Genomic DNA, 16351 nt, shown 5'->3' with positions numbered 1-16351 from the left:
CGGCCACCTTAGGGGGAGCGGGGCCCCGCCGGGGTGGCGGTCGCAGCGCGTCTCAGCGGTACGTGTGCTCGGCGGCCGGGTCGGGTGCCACGAGGGCCCGCGCCAGCGCGGTCGCGTCGGCCAGGACGTCGCGGACCGGCCGACCGAGCGCGGCCGCGGCCGCGGCGACGTCCTCGTGCTCGGGCTGGGCCGTGACGGCGCGGTCACCCAGGCGGGAGACCTTCACCCGCACCTCCTGGCCGCCGACCACCACGCTCAGCACCTCCCGGGGCAGGGCGTGCTTGAGGACCGTGCGCTCGCGGACCCCGATGGTCGAGGTCTGCCGGAAGACCTCGACCCGCAGTTCGGCGGCCCGCTCCGCGCGGCACAGCACCGACAGCGTGTGCGCGGGGCGCCCCTTCTTCATGAGGATGGGGGTGAGCCAGGCGTCCGACGCGCCCTCCTCGAGGAGCGCCTCCAGGACGGCGGGCCACACGCGCGGGTCCAGGTCGTCGACGTTGGCCTCGAGGACGACGTCGAGGGACGTGGACCCGTCGCCGGTGCGCGGCTCGCCCGCGAGCACGCGCACGACGTTGGGGTGGGTGGAGGGGTCCCGGTCGCCCGCCCCGAGCCCGATCTCGGCCACCACCATGGACGGCTGGGGCCCGAACGCGTCGGCCAGGACCCTGAGGAGCGCGGCGCCGGTGGGCGTGCAGAGCTCGCCCTCGCTGCCCTTGGGCCCGGCGGAGGAGGGGACGCCGCGCAGCAGCTCGGCCACGGCGGGCACCGGCACGGGCAGCGAGCCGTGCGCGGCGCGCACCCGGCCGGTGCCGACCGCGACGGTCGACACGGTGAGCCGGCCGTCCGCGCCGAGCAGGTGGGCCAGCCCGGCGCAGGCGCCGACGACGTCCGCGATGGAGTCCAGGGCGCCGACCTCGTGGAAGTGGACGTCGTCGGGGTCGGTGCCGTGCACGGCGGCCTCGGCGACGGCCAGGCCGTGGAACACGGCGACCGCCCGGCGGCGGACGGGCTCGTCCAGGTCGGCCCCGGTGAGCAGTGCCCGGACGTCGCGCCAGGTGCGGTGGTGGGCGGAGTCCGCGACGTCCACGTGCACCTTGGTCGCGGCGAGGCCGCAGCGGACCACGCGCTGGACGGAGAGCCCGACCGGCTCGGGGGCGACGGCGTCCACCGCCTCGGCGATCACCTCGAGGGGGACCCCGGCGCCGACGAGCGCGCCGAGGAGCATGTCGCCGCTGGCGCCCGCGGTGGCGTCGACCCAGACGTCCCGCCCGGCCCCGCGAGCCTCGGCGCTCACGCCCGCCCGCCCGACTGCCGGGCCACGCGTGCGGCGTGCACGCCGGCCCCGTAGCCGTTGTCGATGTTGACCACCGTGACGCCCGGGGCGCAGGAGTTGAGCATGCCGAGCAGGGCGGCGATGCCGCCGAGGTTGGCCCCGTAGCCCACGGAGGTCGGCACCGCCACCAGCGGGACGCCGACCAGCCCGGCGACCACCGAGGGCAGGGCGCCCTCCATGCCGGCGACGACCACCAGGCAGTCGGCCTCCTCGAGCCGGTCGCGGACCGCGAGCAGGCGGTGCAGCCCGGCCACCCCGACGTCCGTGATCCGCTCGACGTGGGCGCCGTGGACCCGGGCCACGAGGGCCGCCTCGGCGGCGACGGGGCCGTCGGAGGTGCCGGCGGCAACGACGGTCACGTTGCCGCGGGCCGCCGGGAGCGGCCCCAGGGTGGCGCAGCGGGCCTCGTCGTCGATCTCCACGCCGGGCAGGTGCGCGGCCACGTGGGCGCGGGCGGCCTCGTCGAGCCGCGTCGCGAGCACCGCGCGGTCGGGGTGCGCCTCGTGCAGCCGCGCCATGATCGCGGTGACGTGCTCGGCGGTCTTGCCCTCGCCCAGGACGACCTCGGGGTCCCCGGTCCGGGTCGCCCGGTCGAGGTCGAGGCGGGCGTAGCCGAGGTCGAGGGTGCGGGGGTCGGACACCGTCGCACCGTATCCCGGCACCCGCGCCGGAGCCCCGGCCCGGGCCGCTCGGGGGCCTCCGGGTGCACGCCCTTGCACGTGTGGTGTGCGCCCCTTTCCCGGCAGCGGTCTGTCACACCAGTCACACATCCGGTACAACTGTGGTGCCAGGCACGTCAGGGGGGACGCTGTGCAGGTCGATCTAGCAGTCGAGATGGGGCGGGTCAGCGACGGCCACCTCGTCTACGAGCGCGCCTCGAAGCGGCTCACCTTCTGGGCCACGCCGGAGCTCTCCTACTCCGCCGTCCTCACCGAGACCGAGCTGCGCAACTGGCTCCAGGTCGTCCTGCTCTCCTCGTGGCAGCCCGACGAGGTCGGCGAGCCGCACGAGCGGGCCATCCTCGAGCTGCTGGCGCAGTGCCGCGGCCAGCACGCCAGCGGGGCCCGGCCCTTCGACGGCATGCGCGTCGGCGGCGGACGCACCGCGCGCGACGTCGAGACGGAGGTCCGCACCTGGTCCGAGGCGCCGGCGGCCACCGCCACGGCCGCGACGGTCGGTGCGGGCGCCCCGAGCGACCCCTACGCCGACGTCATCGACCCCTGGGGCCCCGACGGCGCCGTGGCACCCGACCTGCGCATGGTGCCGGGCGGGCACCGACGGATGCCCTGAGCGGTGTCCCGCACCCCCCCGGGGTGCGACTCAGCGCGCCGCGTCGGCGCGCGCCGGGCTCGCCGGGTAGACGCCCAGCAGCTTGATGTCGGTGGTGAAGAACGTGAGCTCCTCCAGGGCGCGGGCCAGGCCCGGCTCCTCCGGGTGCCCGTCCACCTCGGCGAGGAACTGCGTGGCGGTGAACTCGCCGTTGACCATGTAGCTCTCGAGCTTGGTCATGTTCACGCCGTTGGTGGCGAAGCCGCCGAGCGCCTTGTAGAGCGCGGCGGGCAGGTTCTTCACGTTGAAGATGAAGCTCGTGACCACCGGCCCCTGCCCCACCGGCGGGCGCTGGGGCTCGCGGGCCAGCACCACGAAGCGGGTGGTGTTGTGGTCCTCGTCCTCGACGTCCTTGCGCAGCACGTCCAGGCCGTAGAGCTCCGCCGCCATGGGCGGGGAGATGGCCGCCATCGACGGGTCGCGCTCCTCGGAGACCTCCCGGGCCGCGCCCGCGGTGTCGCCGGAGATGACCGGCTCGAGGCCCAGCTCGCGGATCACGCGGCGGCACTGGCCGAGCGCGTGGACGTGGCTGTGGACCGTGCGGATCGAGTCCAGCGTCGCGCCCGGCACGGCGACCAGGTCGAACCGGATGCGCAGGAAGTGCTCCGCGATGATGTGCAGGCTCGAGGCCGGCAGGAAGTGGTGGATGTCGGCCACCCGGCCCGCCAGCGAGTTGTCGATCGGGATCATCGCGAGGTCGGCGTCCCCGCCCTCGACGACGGCGAAGACGTCCTCGAAGGACGCGCAGGGCACCGCCTCGAAGTCGGGGTAGTGCTCCGCGCACACGATGTGGGAGTTCGCCCCGGGCTCCCCTTGATAGGCGATGCGTCGCACGTCAGCCACGAGGGCAGTCTAGATTCGCCGCCGTGTCCGACTCCGCGGTGTCCGTGCTGATCCTCGTCGTGGCCGTCCTGGCCCTCCTCCTGGCGCTGCTCGCGCTGGTGCTGGCGGTGGTCGCCGCGCAGCGCACGGCCCGCGCCGCGGCCCTGCGTCGACGCGAGCCCCGTACCGAGCTGCCCACCGACGTCGCCGGGCTCCGCGCCGAGGTCAGCGCGCTGCGGGCGGAGAACGCCGACGCGCTGCGACACCTCGCCGTCGTCCGCTACGACGCGTTCGGGGACATGGGCGGGCACCTCTCCTGGTCGCTGGCCCTCCTGGACGACGGGGGCAACGGCGTGGTGCTCACCTCGATCCACGGGCGCTCGGAGGCCCGGACCTACGCCAAGCCGGTGGCCGACTGGGCCAGCGACATGCAGCTCTCCCCCGAGGAGGTCGAGGCCGTGCGGGGCGCCCGCCCCTGACCCCTGCCCGTGGTCGAGGTGCGAGGAGCCCTGGCGACGAGCCTCGAGACCGCCGCTCAGCCCCGCTGCTTCCCCAGCAGCCGCTCGAGCAGCGCGGGGTCGCTGGGCCAGGCCTCGAGCAGGACGGGGCGGGGGATGCTCCGCGCGGCGTAGCGCAGCAGCAGGACGACCGCCACCACGTCGTCCAGCGGGCCGATGACGGGCAGGAACTCGGGCAGCAGGTCGATCGGGCTCAGCACCCACACGACGGCGACCGCCAGCGCGACCTTCGCCCGGCGCGGCACGTCGGGGTGACGGCGCAGCCGCCGGGCGGCGGTGACGCAGGCCGGCAGGAACTCGGCGACCTGCTTGAGCAGGCCGTCCGGCAGTCGGTCGGCCAGCAGCACCATCACGAGCACCGAGACCGCCCAGAGGCCGGCGAGCACGCCGGCGACGATGAGGCCCGTCGTCCAGTCCACGGGACCATCATGCGCCGCCGGCGGTCACCGGCGGCGCGGCTCAGAGCAGCGCGGCGGCCCGGGAGTACTGCTCGGGCAGCGGCGCGTCGGCGCGGAGGGCGACCGCGGCGCGGCGCACCCACATCGGGTCGGCGAGGAGCGGGCGGGCCAGCGCGACGACGTCGGCCGCGCCGTCCGCGAGGAGCTGCTCGGCCTGGAGCGGCTCGGTGATCATCCCGACCGCGATGGTGGGCAGGCCGGCCTCCTCGCGGACCTTGCGGGCGAACCGGACCTGGTAGCCGGGGCCGATCGGGATGGAGGCGGTGGCGACGTTGCCGCCGGTGGAGACGTGCAGCGCGTCGACGCCGACCTCGCCCAGCGCCTTCGCGAGCACGACGGTGTCGTCCGCCGTCCAGCCCTCGGGCTCGAGCCAGTCGGTCGCGGAGACCCGCGCGAGCAGCGGCACGTCGTCCGGCAGGACGGCGCGGACTGCCTCCGCCACCTCGACGGCGAGCCGGATGCGGTTGTCCAGGGACCCGCCGTAGCCGTCGGTGCGCCGGTTGGAGACGGGCGAGAGGAACTGGTGCAGCAGGTACCCGTGGGCCGCGTGCAGCTCGACGAGTCGGTAGCCCGCCTCGAGCGCCCGGCGCGCGGCGTCCACGAAGCCCTGGACGACCCGGGCGATCCCGGCCTCGTCGAGGGCGACCGGCTCGGGGTAGCCCTCGGTGAAGGCGACGGCCGACGGGGCGACGACCTGCCAGGCGCCGGGGCCCTCGGTCAGCCCGCTGCCGCCGTCCCACGGACGGGCGGTGCTGGCCTTGCGGCCGGCGTGCGCCAGCTGGATGCCCGGCACGACGCCCTGGGCCTCCATGGCGGCGGTGAGCCGGCGGTGGCCCGGCAGCTGCGCGTCGTCCCAGATCCCCAGGTCCCAGCCCGTGATCCGGCCCTCGGGCAGCACGCCCGTGGCCTCGACGATGATCGCGCCGGGCCCGCCGACGGCCCGGGCGCCGTAGTGCGCCACGTGCCAGTCGTTTGGGGCGCCGACGAGCGGCCCCTCCACGTCGGCGGAGTACTGGCACATCGGCGCCATCCAGGCGCGGTTGGAGATCTCGGTCCCCCGCAGGGTGATCGGGGTGAAGAGCTGGCTGTCGCTCACGTTGCCTCCTGTGGCTGGGTGTCTTGAGCCGGGCGCGGGGTCGCCGCGACCGGCCGGGTCGGAGCCCACCACTGCCCAACCGACGCGTCCAGCCCGGCCTTCCACCACGTGGGGTCTGACGCGTCACAGCGCCCCGCAGCGTCCCGTCCCCGGGCCGCGGCCGCCGCGCCTGCGGACGCTCAGGCGTCGGTGACGACGCGGCGCAGGTAGCCGACCAGGCGGGCGGTCTCCGCGTCGTCCAGCTCCGCGAAGAGGTCGTGGACGACGCGGGCGGCGAGCGTGCGGGCGCCCTCGACCACGGGGCCGGCGGCGGGGGTGAGGTGGAGCTCGTGGACGCGGCGGTCGCTCTCGCTGCGGCGCCGGACGAGCAGCCCTCGCTCCTCCAGCTCGTCGGTGAGGGCGACCCCGGAGGCGGGGCTGAACCCGAGCCACCCGGCCACAGAGGACTGCGGGAGCGGCCCCAGGCTGCTCAGCACCTGGAGCGCGCCGAAGTGCCGGGGCTCGATGCCGAGCGGGGCGAGGCCCGCCGAGAACTGCGGGGACGTCGCGGCGTGGGCACGCTCGAGCAGGAGGCCGAGGTTGCCTCGCAGCACCGGGGCCACGGTGTCGTCGAGGTCGAGCACGCGGACGAGCAGCGCGCGCAGGTCGGCGCTCTCGGCCTCGGTGAAGGGGGCGGACACGCGGCGGTCGACCTCGGCGACGGGGCCGTCCCACGCGGCGGCGGTGTCGGCGCCGGCGGGGGTCCTGGTGAGGAGGTAGCTGCGCCGGTCCTCGGGGTTGCGGACCCGCTCGACGAGGCCCGCCTCCACCAACCGGGCGGCGACCTTGCCCAGGGTCGTGCGGCTGGTGCCCACCTCGACGGCCAGGTGCTGCTGGCTGCGGGGGGTCCCGTCGCCCAGGAGGGTGAGCGCCGCGTAGGCGTGGATGTCGGCGGTGGGGGGCAGGGTCTCGGCCAGGACCCGCTGCACCCGCGCGGCCGCCCGCCACAGCAGGTGGCCGGGCATGGCGGCCAGGGCCGGGAGGAGCCGGCGACCGGGGTCGGGCGAGGTGTCCTCCACCCCCACGTGACCACCCTCGCATTCGTTCGGACGTTGACGATCTCTGATCCGAGCGTATCGTAGCGTCCCAGATAGTTCAGTGCGTGATGATTCATCCCGTGACGGAGTCGCCTCCGCCCACCTCGGACCCGGGCACCCACGCCGCAACGACCCCCACCCAGCAGGAGCACCCATGTCATCCGCGGACCACGACACCGCCGCCCCGCCGGCAGACGAGCACGCGGGCCAGCACGCCGCGCACCACGGTGAGCCGCACGGCGCCCACGGCGCCCGGCCCACCCACCACACCGGTGGTGAGAAGAAGTGGTGGACGCTGGCGGCGGTCTGCCTCGGCGTGTTCATGCTCCTGCTCGACATCACGATCGTGAACGTCGCTCTGCCGGACATCGCGCTCGCCTTCGACGCGGGGCTCTCCGACCTCCAGTGGGTCATCGACGCCTACGCGCTCTCGCTGGCCGCGCTGCTGCTCACCGCGGGCTCGCTGGCCGACCTGTACGGCCGCCGCCTCGTCTTCGCCATCGGCCTGGTGCTGTTCACGGCGGGCTCGCTGGCCTGCGGCCTGTCGCAGGACGTCCTGTTCCTCTGCATCGCCCGCGCGTTCCAGGGCATCGGCGGCGCCGCCATGTTCGCCACCGCGCTGGCGCTGCTCGCGAACGCGTTCCGCGGCCGGGACCGCGGCGTGGCCTTCGGCGCGTTCGGCGCCACCACCGGCGTGGCCGTGGCGATCGGCCCGGTCCTCGGCGGCGTCCTCACCACCGGTCTCTCGTGGCGCTGGATCTTCCTGGTCAACGTGCCGCTGTGCCTCGTCGCGCTCGTGGTGACGCTCGGCCGGGTCCAGGAGTCCCGCAACCCCCGCGCCGGCCGCCCCGACTGGTTCGGGTTCGTCACCTTCTCGGTCGCGCTGGCCGCGCTCGTGTTCGGCCTGATCGAGGCGGGCGAGGACGGCTGGGGCGCGACCCGCGTCCTCGTGTCGCTCTCGGTCTCCGCCGTCCTGCTCGTGGTCTTCGTGATCAGCCAGGCGGTGCTGAAGCACCCGATGTTCGACCTGACCCTGCTGCGCAAGCCCACCTTCGTCGGCGGCCTGATCGCCGCGTTCGGCATCTCGGCCACGATCTTCTCGCTGCTCACCTACCTGGTGATCTACGTGCAGTCGGTCCTCGGGTACTCCGCGGTCGGCACCGGCGTCCGGTTCCTGTTCCTCTCCGCCGCCGCGTTCGTCTCGGCCGTGGTCGCCGGCCGGCTGTCGTCCCACGTCCCCGCCAAGTGGCTGCTGTTCCCCGGCTTCGTCCTCGTGTCCGTCGGGCTGTTCCTCATGCGCGGGCTGGACGCCGACTCCAGCTGGACCCACCTCATCCCCGGCTTCGTCGTCGCCGGCCTCGGCATCGGCCTGGTCAACCCGCCGCTGGCCTCGACCGCGGTCGGCGTCGTCACCCCGGAGCGCTCCGGCATGGCCTCGGGCGTGAACTCGACGTTCCGCCAGGTCGGCGTCGCCACCGGCATCGCCGCGCTGGGCTCGATCTTCAGCAACCAGGTCGCCTCCCTCGCCCGCGACGGGCTCTCCGGCCAGGTGCCCGACTCGGCGCTCACCGGGCTCACCGCCGCCCTGTCGTCGGGCCAGGTGCAGGTCGCGGCCGAGACCGCGCAGTCCTACGCCGCCCAGAACGGCGGGGACGAGGCCGGCACCCAGGCCTACGACCTGGTCTCGCAGGTCGGCACCGAGGCCGTGGTCGAGGCGCTGAACCACGTGCTGCTCATCGGTGGAATCGGCGCGGCCGCCGCCGCCCTCGTCGTCCTCGTGCTCGTCCGGCAGAAGGACTTCGTCAGCCAGCACTGAGCCGCCCCGAGCAGTCCCCCCTTCTCCCCGGATCCTCGGGGGAGGCGGGGACTACTCGCGTCCGGCGGTGCCCGCGAGCCGCGAGTTGACCACCGCGGCGACGTTGAGCGGGAAGGGCTTCTCCCCGGGCACCCTGACGAGCAGCTCGCCGGGCAGGCAGGTCATCTCGAGCTCGCGGCCCTTGCCGCACGGATCGCCGTCGAGCTGGCGGGGCACCTCGTGCTGGGAGCGCAGCGTGATGGTGCGGCCGGTCATCCGGTTGACCAGGTCGTCGGTGTGCCGCTGGCGCAGCAGCACCCGCGCGGCCAGCGGCACCCAGCTCAGCAGCCCCCGCGGGTAGAGCAGGACGACGTCCAGCAGCCCGTCGTCGATCGCGGCGTCGGGTAGCAGCGGCATGCCGGCGGTCAGGTAGCCGACGTTGCCGACCACCGCCATCCGGGCGCGGTGCGTGGTGAACTCCCCGCCGTCGACGGAGATCTCCAGGCGGATGGTCGGGAACATCATCGACTTCACGCCCGAGACCACGTAGGCCAGCCAGCCGACTCGCGCCTTGAACTCCTCGTTGACGCTCTCCATGATCGCGGCGTCCAGCCCCATGCCGGCCATGACGAGGAAGTGCGTCTCCTCCAGGCCGTCGCCGCGCACGGCGACGAGGTCCACCGCGCGGGTCTCGCCGCCCAGCGCGCACTCCAGCGCGGGGCGTCGGTACAGCGGGATGTCCAGGTTGCGGGCGAGCAGGTTGCCCGTGCCCGCGGGGACGATGCCGACGGGCACGCCGGTGCCGGCGAGCGTCGCGCACACCTCGCGCACCGTGCCGTCGCCGCCGCACACGAGCACGAGCTCGGCGCCGTCGGCGAGCGCCGCGCGGGTCATCCCGGGCCCCGGGTCCTCGATCGTCGTCAGGTACAGGCGAGGCGCGGCCCAGCCGTGGGTCCGTGCCACGGTCGTCACCTGGTCGAGGAACGCGTCCACGTCCGAGACCTTCACGGGGTTGAGGACGACGGCCAGCCGCCGCCCCTCCGGCTCCGGACGGCGTCCGCGGCGCCCCCGGCGCGGGGCGGGCGCGGGCTCGCCGGCGCCCGTGGGCGGGTAGAGCGCGACCGCGACGAGCACGAACCCGACCCCGAGGAGCGTGCCCGCGACGGTGTCGGTCGGGTAGTGGCGGCCCAGCAGCACCCGGTCGAGGCAGACGACCACCTGGACGAGCACCAGCGCCCCGAGCGCGAGCCGGCGCCACGTGGGCGCGGGGACCGCGAACAGGACGAGGACGAACAGCAGGCCGAGCAGGGTGGCGGTCGACGAGGCGTGGGCGGAGGGGAAGGAGTAGCTCTCCAGGAAGCCGTCGGCGTCCTGCCACGCGGGCCGGTCGCGGCCCACGCCGTTCTTGACGAGGGTGGTCGCGCCGCTCACGAGCAGCGGGGTCACCAGCGTGACGAGGGCCAGGCGGCCGCGGCCGAACGCCAGCAGGCCGATCGCCAGCAGGATGACCAGGGTGGTGATGCCGTCCGGGCCGAACGCGTCCTCGATCAGCAGGAGCGGCTCCCACAGCGGGCTGCCGGGCGAGACCCAGGCGCCCCCGTCGCCGGGCGAGGCGAGCCGGTCGAGCCAGGTGGCGGGCGGCCAGCCGGCGCTCACGAGGAGCCAGACGAGGGCCACGCCGACCCAGCAGGCCACGCCCCAGGCACCGGTGCGGACGCGCTGCCGGGGGGTCAGGGGAGCGGGCACGGGTCCGAGTATGCCGAGCCCGCCGCCCCGGCGGGGAGGCGACACCGGCGGTGCGCGCGCACGACGCGGGCACGGCGCCGGCACGAGCCGGTGCACGACCCGGTGCGCGACACGGGAGGCGGCCTGGGGAATCCGGGGTGATCGACACCGGCCGGTCCGGCTAGCCTCGGGGCATGATCGACCCCCGCGTCCTGCGCGACGACCCCGCCCGCGTCCGTGCCTCGCTCGCCAAGCGCGGGCTGTCCGACGAGGTCGTCGACCGCTCCCTGGCCGCCGACTCCGCGCGCCGCGCGGCGATCGCGGAGTTCGAGGCCAAGCGTGCCGAGCAGAAGTCGATGGGCAAGCTCGTGGCGCAGGCCAAGGGCGAGGAGAAGACCGAGCTCCTGGCCCGCACCAAGGCGCTGGCCGCCGAGGTGAAGGCCGCCGAGGCCGCCCAGAAGGAGGCCGAGGACACCTGGAACGAGTGCCTGTCCTCGATGCCCAACCTCACCGCCGAGCAGACCCCGCCGGGCGGCGAGGAGGACTTCGCCCTGCTGGAGACCGTCGGCGAGATCCGTGACTTCGCCGCCGAGGGCTTCGCCCCGCGCGACCACGTCGAGCTGGGCCGCATGCACGCCGCGATCGACCTCGAGCGCGGCGCCAAGGTCTCGGGCTCGCGCTTCTACTTCTTCACCGGCATCGGCGCCCGCCTGCACCGCGCGCTCATCGCGATGGCGCTCGACATGGCCCACGAGAACGGCTTCACCGAGGTCGTCCCGCCGTCGCTGGTCAAGCCGCGCGCCATGGAGGGCACCGGCTTCCTCGGCCAGGCCGCCGACGACGTCTACACGATCGAGGGGCAGGACATGTACCTCGTCGGCACCTCCGAGGTGCCGATGGCGGCCTACCACTCCGACGAGATCCTGGACGCCGAGCAGCTGCCGTTCCGGTACGCCGCGGTGAGCCCCTGCTTCCGCAAGGAGGCCGGCTCGCACGGCAAGGACACCCGCGGCATCTTCCGGGTGCACTGGTTCGACAAGGTCGAGATGTTCGTCTACACCACGCTGGAGGAGGCGCCGGCCGAGCACGAGCGCCTGCTGGCCTGGGAGCGGCAGTTCCTCGACGCCCTCGAGCTCTCCTACCGGGTCATCGACGTGGCCGCGGGCGACCTGGGCCTCTCCGCCTTCCGCAAGTTCGACTGCGAGGCGTGGATCCCCAGCCAGGAGCGGTACCGCGAGGTCACCTCGACCTCCAACTGCACCGACTTCCAGACCCGTCGCCTCGACACCCGCGGCCGCTTCGCCAAGGAGGACGGCGGCACCGCCACCGGCCCGATCGCCACCCTCAACGGCACCCTGTGCTCGGTGAACCGGCCGATCATCGCCCTGCTCGAGCAGCACCAGCAGGCCGACGGCTCCGTCCGCGTCCCGAAGGCGCTGCAGCCCTACCTCGGGGGCCTCGAGGTCCTCGTCCCGGTGCACCCGGCCGAGCAGGCGTGAGCGAGTCCCCGGTCGCGGCGACGCCCCCGCCGCCGGTCGGCCCCGACCCGGCGCCCGGCTGGGTGCCGCGGCTGGTCGCGCTCGACATCGACGGCACGCTCCTCTCGTGGGTCGAGGGCTCCGGCCAGACGCACGGCGAGGTCACCGAGCCGGTGCGCGCCGCGGTGCGGCGCGCGCTGGACGCCGGGTGCCACGTCGTCCTCGCCTCCGGGCGCTCGCCGCACGGCATGCTCCCGGTGGCGGACATGCTCGGCCTGGGCGCCGACGAGCCGGTGTGGATCGTGGCCTCCAACGGCGCGGTGGTCTTCCGCTACCCGCCGCTCGAGGTCGTCCACGAGCACACCTTCGAGGCTGCGGACGCCGTCGCGGCCGTCCTGCGCGAGCACCCGCGGGCGCTGGTGGCGGTCGAGGAGCGCGGGGACGGCTACCGCGTCTCCGCGCCTTTCCCCGACGGCGAGCTCTCGGGGACCCAGCACATCACCCCGGTCGCCGACCTCGTCGCCGAGCCGGTCAGCCGCGTGATCATCCGTGACCCCGAGGCGACCGCCCAGGACTTCGTCGACCTCGGCCAGCGGCTGGGCCTGCACGGCACCGACTACGTCGTCGGCTGGACGGCCTGGCTCGACCTGGCCCCCGTGGGCGTCTCGAAGGCCTCCGGGCTCGACGAGGTGGCGCGCGACCTGGGCGTGGACCCCAGCGACGCCCTGGCGATCGGGGACGGCCGCAACGACCTGGAGATGCTGGCCTGGGCCGGGCGCGGCGTGGCGATGGGCCAGGCGGTGCCCGAGGTCCTCGCGGCCGCGGACGCGGTGACGCACCCGGTGACGCAGGACGGCGCCGCGACCGAGATCGGGCGGTTCTTCTGAGCGCGCCCGCGCCGGTGCTGCGCACCGAGCGCCTGACCCTGCCCCTGTGGACGGCCGCGGACGTCGCGGGGATGCGCGAGGGCCGACGCCACCGGGACTGGCACCCCGACTTCCCGCGCCGCGACGACCTCGACGCCTCGACCCTGTGGGTCGACGGCGACGGCTGGGGGCCGCGCAGCATCGTCCGCGGCGTCACCGTGCTGGGCTCGATCGGCTGCTTCGGCCCGCCCTCGCCCCACGAGGCCGACGGGGTGCCGGAGACCGAGGTCGGCTACGGCCTCGTCGCCGAGGCCCGCGGCTACGGCTTCGCCTCGGAGGCGCTGGCCGGCCTGCTCACCGCCTGCGACGCGCTCGGGGTGCGGCTGCGGGCGTCGGTGCGCCCGGAGAACGCGGCGTCGCTGCGCGTCCTGGCCAAGAACGGGTTCACCCTGCTGCGCGGCGCCAACGAGGAGGGCGAGCTCGTGATGGCCCGCCCGCTGCCCGGGCCGACTTCTGGGCCGACTTCTGGGCCGGGGGCCCCGGCGTGAGCGACCTGCCGCGGCTGGTCGCGACCGACCTCGACGGCACCCTGTGCGGCGCCGACGGTCTGGTGAGCGACCGGACCCGTCACGTCCTGGAGGCCCTGGACGCCCGCGACGTGCCGGTCGTCTTCGTCACCGGCCGCCCCCTGCGCTGGGCGCGCGAGGTGTTCGAGCACGTCGGCAGCCACGGCCTGGCGGTCGTGTCGAACGGCGCGCTGCTGTGGGACATCACCCGCGACCGGGCGGTGCGCACCCGGGGGATCACCGCCGCCGACGCCCGCGACTGGTGCGAGGCGCTGCGCGCGGCCGTGCCCGGCACGGCGTTCGGGGTGGAGTCCCTGGCCGGGCTGGACGTCGAGCCCGCGTTCGTCGAGCGGTTCCCGCTGCCGGAGGGGGCGCGCCGCGCCCCGCTGGCCGACCTGCTCACGGACGAGCCCGCGAGCGCGCCCCTCAAGCTCCTGGCGCGGCACGAGGACCTGGGGCCGCAGGAGTTCTGGGACCTGGCCGAGCGCGCCACCGGGGGCAGCCTCACCATCACCTGGTCGAGCTCCACCACCCTCCTGGAGGTCAGCGCGGCGGGCGTCACCAAGGCCACCACCCTGGCCGACCTGTGCGCCGACCTGGGGGTGGCGCCGGAGGAGGTGATCGCCTTCGGGGACATGCCCAACGACCTGCCGATGCTGCGCTGGGCCGGCCGCTCCTACGCGATGGAGGGCGCCCACGAGAGCGTCCTGGCCGTCGCCGACCACGTCGCCCCGGACCACGCCGAGGACGGCGTCGCGCGGGTGCTGGCTGGAGTCTTCGACCTCCCACCTGACACCCTGGAGGGGTGCTGAGCCGCCTGCGACCCCGTCGCCCCGCCACCGCGGGGCCCTTCGTGCTCCCCGCAGCCCGGGCCGTCGTGCTGCGCGCGGCCGCGCCCGTCGTGGCGGCGCTCCTCGTCGCGCTCGCCGTCCTCGTGCCCGTGCAGCCCGCCTCGGCGGCGGACAAGAAGCCGACCACGACCTGCACGAACCCGTCGTTCGCGACGCAGGCGCGGCAGGCCACCGCCGTGTTCAGCGGCGAGGTGGCCGCGATCTCCAGCAGCCCGCTGACGAACAAGCAGGGCACGCTGGTGACCCAGGAGGTCCAGGTCGACCTCGTCTACAAGGGCGAGGGCCGGATCAACAGCAGCGTCGTCGAGGTGCGCACCCACGCGGGCACCAAGCACGGCTGCGACCTCGGCCGGCTCACCAGCGGCGAGACCTACCTGTTCTTCGTCACCAGCAGCGGCGAGGCGTTCTTCGCCACCGGTGACAGCGGGACGACGAAGCTCACCGCCGCGGTCTCCGACCGGATCGAGTCGATCTTCCCCAACCCCCACCCGCCGGTCGCGGCCGAGCCCGAGACCGCCGAGTTCACCTCGCTGGCCGTCACGCAGCCGCGCAGCCTCGCGCGCACCGCCGCCCCCGGCGCCGCGATGGCGCTCGTCGGCGTGCTCGGCCTGGTCCTGCTGCGGCGCTTCGTCCGGCACTGACGCCTGCTGACGCCCACGCCCGCGGCCGCTCTGCGGGCTGGCCGGCGGGCTGGCCGACGGGCGGTCAGAGGTACATGCCGCCGCTGCGGTGACCGCCGTCGTCGTCGGGGGCACCGCCCGTGGCGCCGGGCGCCGCGGTGACGCCGCCCTGGCCGAGCCCGGCCGGCAGACCGCGGCGTCCGTGCTCCATCTGGGCGCGCGCGGCCATCTGCTGGGCGTAGATCGCGGTCTGGATGCCGTGGAAGAGCCCCTCGAGCCAGCCCACGAGCTGGGCCTGCGCGATGCGGAGCTCGCCCTCGGAGGGCACGGCGTCCTCCGTGAAGGGGAGCGAGAGCCGCTGGAGCTCCTCGACGAGCTCGGGCGCCAGGCCCGTCTCCAGCTCGGCGACGGAGGCCTGGTGGATCTCCTTGAGGCGCTGGCGGCTGGCCTCGTCGAGGGGCGCCGCCTTCACCTCCTCGAGGAGCTGGCGGATCATCGTGCCGATCCGCATCACCTTCGCCGGCTGCTCGACGAGCTCGGTGAGCGAGCGGCCCTCGTCGCCCTCGGCGTCCTCGTCGTCGACGGCACCGGCCTCGCCGGGGGCGCCGGCCAGGTGCGCGAGCGCGGAGGCGGGGACGGCGGCCATCGGCTGCCCGTCGGGGCCGACGATCACGACCTGCTGCTCGCCGTCGGCCGGGTGACCCTGCTGCTGCTCGCTCATGGCTCCAGCCTAGGAGGACGCCGTGAGGGCGCCCTCGCCCGTCCGTGCGAGGGCCGCGGTGCCGGCCCGGCGCCCGCTCCCGTTCCCGCGCCCCTCAGAGCGTGAGGAGGATCTTCCCCGTGTGGCTGCCCTCGGTCATGAGCCGGTGGGCGTCGGCGGCCCGCTCGAGCGGGAACGTGCCCTCCACGACCGGCTTGATCGCCCCGGTGCCCAGCAGCGGCCACACGTCGCGCAGCAGCCCGGCGCAGATCTCCGACTTCTCCGCGACCGAGCGGCCGCGGAGGTTGGTGGCGATGACGCCGGCCCGCTTGCGCAGCAGGGCGTTGAGGTCGAGCTCGGCCCGCGTCCCGCCCTGGAGGCCGATGACGACGAGCCGGCCGTCGAGGGCGAGGGCCTCGACGTTGCGCATGAGGTACTTCGCACCCATGTTGTCGAGGACGACGTCGACGCCCCGGCCGTCGGTGGCCTCGCGGACGACCTCGACGAAGTCCTCCTCGCGGTAGTCGATGACGACGTCGGCGCCCAGCGAGCGGCAGAACGCGCGCTTCTCGGCCGAGCCGGCGGTGGTGAGGACCCGGACGCCGCTCGCGACGGCGAGCTGGATCGCGAACGAGCCGATCCCGCCGGCGCCGCCGTGGACGAGCAGGGTGTCGCCCTGGCGCATCCCCGCCGTGAGCACGAGGTTGGAGTAGACCGTGGCCGCGACCTCGGGCAGCGCGGCGGCGGTCACCAGGTCGACGCCCGGCGGGAGGGGCATCAGCTGCCCGACCGGGACCACGACCTTCGAGGCGTACCCGCCACCGGCCAGCAGGGCGCAGGCCTCGTCGCCGACAGCGAGCCCCCCGACGTCCTCGCCCAAGGCGGCGACGCGACCGGAGACCTCCATCCCGATGATCTCGGACGCCCCGGGCGGCGGCGGGTAGAAGCCCTGGCGCTGGAGCAGGTCGGCGCGGTTCAGCCCCGCGGCGACGACGTCGAGCAGGACCTCGCCGGGGCCGGGCTCCGGGTCGGGCAGCTCGGTGACGGTGAGGACCTCGGGACCTCCGGGCTCGGTGGCGACCACGGCACGCATGCGACCACCGTAGGCCGCGGCGCGA

General features: G+C 75.1%; 16 protein-coding genes and 1 pseudogene. 8 read left to right on the top strand and 9 right to left on the bottom strand.

Annotation, left to right across the window (positions count from 1 at the left end):
- Positions 1 to 52: 52 nt before the first annotated feature.
- Positions 53 to 1294 (bottom strand): nickel pincer cofactor biosynthesis protein LarC, encoded by a 1242-nt coding sequence (gene larC, locus E8D37_RS08420; protein ID WP_240770284.1) that lies wholly within the window; start codon positions 1292 to 1294, stop codon positions 53 to 55.
- On the bottom strand, positions 1291 to 1974 hold the full coding sequence (gene larB / locus E8D37_RS08415; RefSeq protein ID WP_240770283.1) for a nickel pincer cofactor biosynthesis protein LarB: 684 nt from the start codon (positions 1972 to 1974) through the stop codon (positions 1291 to 1293). The genes larC and larB overlap by 4 nt, the downstream gene beginning before the upstream one ends.
- Before the next feature lie 193 nt (positions 1975 to 2167).
- Between larB and E8D37_RS08410 the strand changes: the two genes are divergently transcribed.
- On the top strand, positions 2168 to 2623 hold the full coding sequence (locus E8D37_RS08410; RefSeq protein ID WP_136569317.1) for a hypothetical protein: 456 nt from the start codon (positions 2168 to 2170) through the stop codon (positions 2621 to 2623).
- Between the two features lie 30 nt (positions 2624 to 2653).
- Here the strand turns inward: E8D37_RS08410 and E8D37_RS08405 are convergent, their stop codons facing one another.
- On the bottom strand, positions 2654 to 3505 hold the full coding sequence (locus tag E8D37_RS08405) for a prephenate dehydratase (RefSeq protein WP_136569316.1): 852 nt from the start codon (positions 3503 to 3505) through the stop codon (positions 2654 to 2656).
- A 23-nt stretch (positions 3506 to 3528) separates the two neighbouring features.
- Here E8D37_RS08405 and E8D37_RS08400 point away from each other — a divergent pair, with 23 nt between their 5' ends.
- Positions 3529 to 3963 (top strand): DUF4446 family protein, encoded by a 435-nt coding sequence (locus tag E8D37_RS08400; RefSeq protein WP_136569315.1) that lies wholly within the window; start codon positions 3529 to 3531, stop codon positions 3961 to 3963.
- 161 nt (positions 3964 to 4124) lie between these two features.
- Here E8D37_RS08400 and E8D37_RS20270 read toward each other — a convergent pair.
- The 3 genes and pseudogenes from E8D37_RS20270 to E8D37_RS08385 all read right to left on the bottom strand — a co-directional run.
- A pseudogene (locus tag E8D37_RS20270) lies at positions 4125 to 4235 on the bottom strand (DUF1232 domain-containing protein); the annotation flags it as partial.
- Between the two features lie 226 nt (positions 4236 to 4461).
- Positions 4462 to 5556: an NADH:flavin oxidoreductase/NADH oxidase gene (locus E8D37_RS08390; protein WP_136569314.1), complete on the bottom strand. Its 1095-nt coding sequence runs from the start codon at positions 5554 to 5556 to the stop codon at positions 4462 to 4464.
- A 179-nt stretch (positions 5557 to 5735) separates the two neighbouring features.
- Positions 5736 to 6620, bottom strand: coding sequence for a MarR family transcriptional regulator (locus E8D37_RS08385; RefSeq protein ID WP_168929684.1), 885 nt, complete (start codon positions 6618 to 6620; stop codon positions 5736 to 5738).
- A gap of 166 nt (positions 6621 to 6786) precedes the next feature.
- Here E8D37_RS08385 and E8D37_RS08380 point away from each other — a divergent pair, with 166 nt between their 5' ends.
- Complete coding sequence (locus E8D37_RS08380; RefSeq protein WP_136569312.1) at positions 6787 to 8448, top strand: MFS transporter; 1662 nt, start codon at positions 6787 to 6789, stop codon at positions 8446 to 8448.
- Between the two features lie 51 nt (positions 8449 to 8499).
- Here E8D37_RS08380 and E8D37_RS08375 read toward each other — a convergent pair whose 3' ends face one another.
- Entirely contained in the window at positions 8500 to 10173 is a 1674-nt protein-coding gene (locus E8D37_RS08375) for a diacylglycerol kinase family protein (RefSeq protein ID WP_240770282.1), read from the bottom strand.
- A 173-nt stretch (positions 10174 to 10346) separates the two neighbouring features.
- Here E8D37_RS08375 and serS point away from each other — a divergent pair, with 173 nt between their 5' ends.
- The 5 genes from serS to E8D37_RS08350 all read left to right on the top strand — a co-directional run bounded on the left by serS (position 10347) and on the right by E8D37_RS08350 (position 14554).
- Positions 10347 to 11651 carry a serine--tRNA ligase gene (serS, locus tag E8D37_RS08370; RefSeq protein WP_136569311.1) on the top strand — a complete coding sequence of 435 codons (1305 nt, stop codon included), beginning with the start codon at positions 10347 to 10349 and terminating at the stop codon, positions 11649 to 11651.
- Between the two features lie 71 nt (positions 11652 to 11722).
- Positions 11723 to 12517, top strand: a complete 795-nt coding sequence (locus tag E8D37_RS08365; RefSeq protein WP_206055672.1) for an HAD family hydrolase — start codon at positions 11723 to 11725, stop codon at positions 12515 to 12517.
- Positions 12518 to 12531: 14 nt separating this feature from the next.
- Positions 12532 to 13044: a GNAT family N-acetyltransferase gene (locus E8D37_RS08360; RefSeq protein ID WP_240770281.1), complete on the top strand. Its 513-nt coding sequence runs from the start codon at positions 12532 to 12534 to the stop codon at positions 13042 to 13044.
- Positions 13041 to 13874, top strand: coding sequence for an HAD family hydrolase (locus E8D37_RS08355; RefSeq protein ID WP_136569308.1), 834 nt, complete (start codon positions 13041 to 13043; stop codon positions 13872 to 13874). The genes E8D37_RS08360 and E8D37_RS08355 overlap by 4 nt, the downstream gene beginning before the upstream one ends.
- A complete protein-coding gene (locus E8D37_RS08350) occupies positions 13868 to 14554 on the top strand; it encodes a hypothetical protein (protein ID WP_136569307.1) in 687 nt (228 codons plus the stop codon). Before E8D37_RS08355 ends, E8D37_RS08350 begins: the two co-directional genes overlap by 7 nt.
- Before the next feature lie 64 nt (positions 14555 to 14618).
- Here E8D37_RS08350 and E8D37_RS08345 read toward each other — a convergent pair whose 3' ends face one another.
- Entirely contained in the window at positions 14619 to 15254 is a 636-nt protein-coding gene (locus E8D37_RS08345; RefSeq protein WP_136569306.1) for a bacterial proteasome activator family protein, read from the bottom strand.
- A 94-nt stretch (positions 15255 to 15348) separates the two neighbouring features.
- Positions 15349 to 16326: an NAD(P)H-quinone oxidoreductase gene (locus E8D37_RS08340; RefSeq protein ID WP_136569305.1), complete on the bottom strand. Its 978-nt coding sequence runs from the start codon at positions 16324 to 16326 to the stop codon at positions 15349 to 15351.
- Between the last annotated feature and the right edge of the window lie 25 nt (positions 16327 to 16351).

Source organism: Nocardioides sp. GY 10127, assembly GCF_004919085.1.
Lineage (GTDB): Bacteria > Actinomycetota > Actinomycetes > Propionibacteriales > Nocardioidaceae > Nocardioides.
The sequence above is the reverse complement of the archived record's forward strand: the minus strand, read 5'-3'. Positions and strand labels throughout refer to the sequence as shown.

Bases quoted from the DNA above. Each gene is read 5' to 3' on its own strand.
- E8D37_RS08410 (WP_136569317.1), top strand. From the start codon at position 2,168: ATGGGGCGGGTCAGCGACGGCCACCTCGTCTACGAGCGCGCCTCGAAG.
- E8D37_RS08380 (WP_136569312.1), top strand. From the start codon at position 6,787: ATGTCATCCGCGGACCACGACACCGCCGCCCCGCCGGCAGACGAGCAC.
- serS (WP_136569311.1), top strand. From the start codon at position 10,347: ATGATCGACCCCCGCGTCCTGCGCGACGACCCCGCCCGCGTCCGTGCC.
- E8D37_RS08345 (WP_136569306.1), bottom strand. From the start codon at position 15,254: ATGAGCGAGCAGCAGCAGGGTCACCCGGCCGACGGCGAGCAGCAGGTC.
- E8D37_RS08340 (WP_136569305.1), bottom strand. From the start codon at position 16,326: ATGCGTGCCGTGGTCGCCACCGAGCCCGGAGGTCCCGAGGTCCTCACC.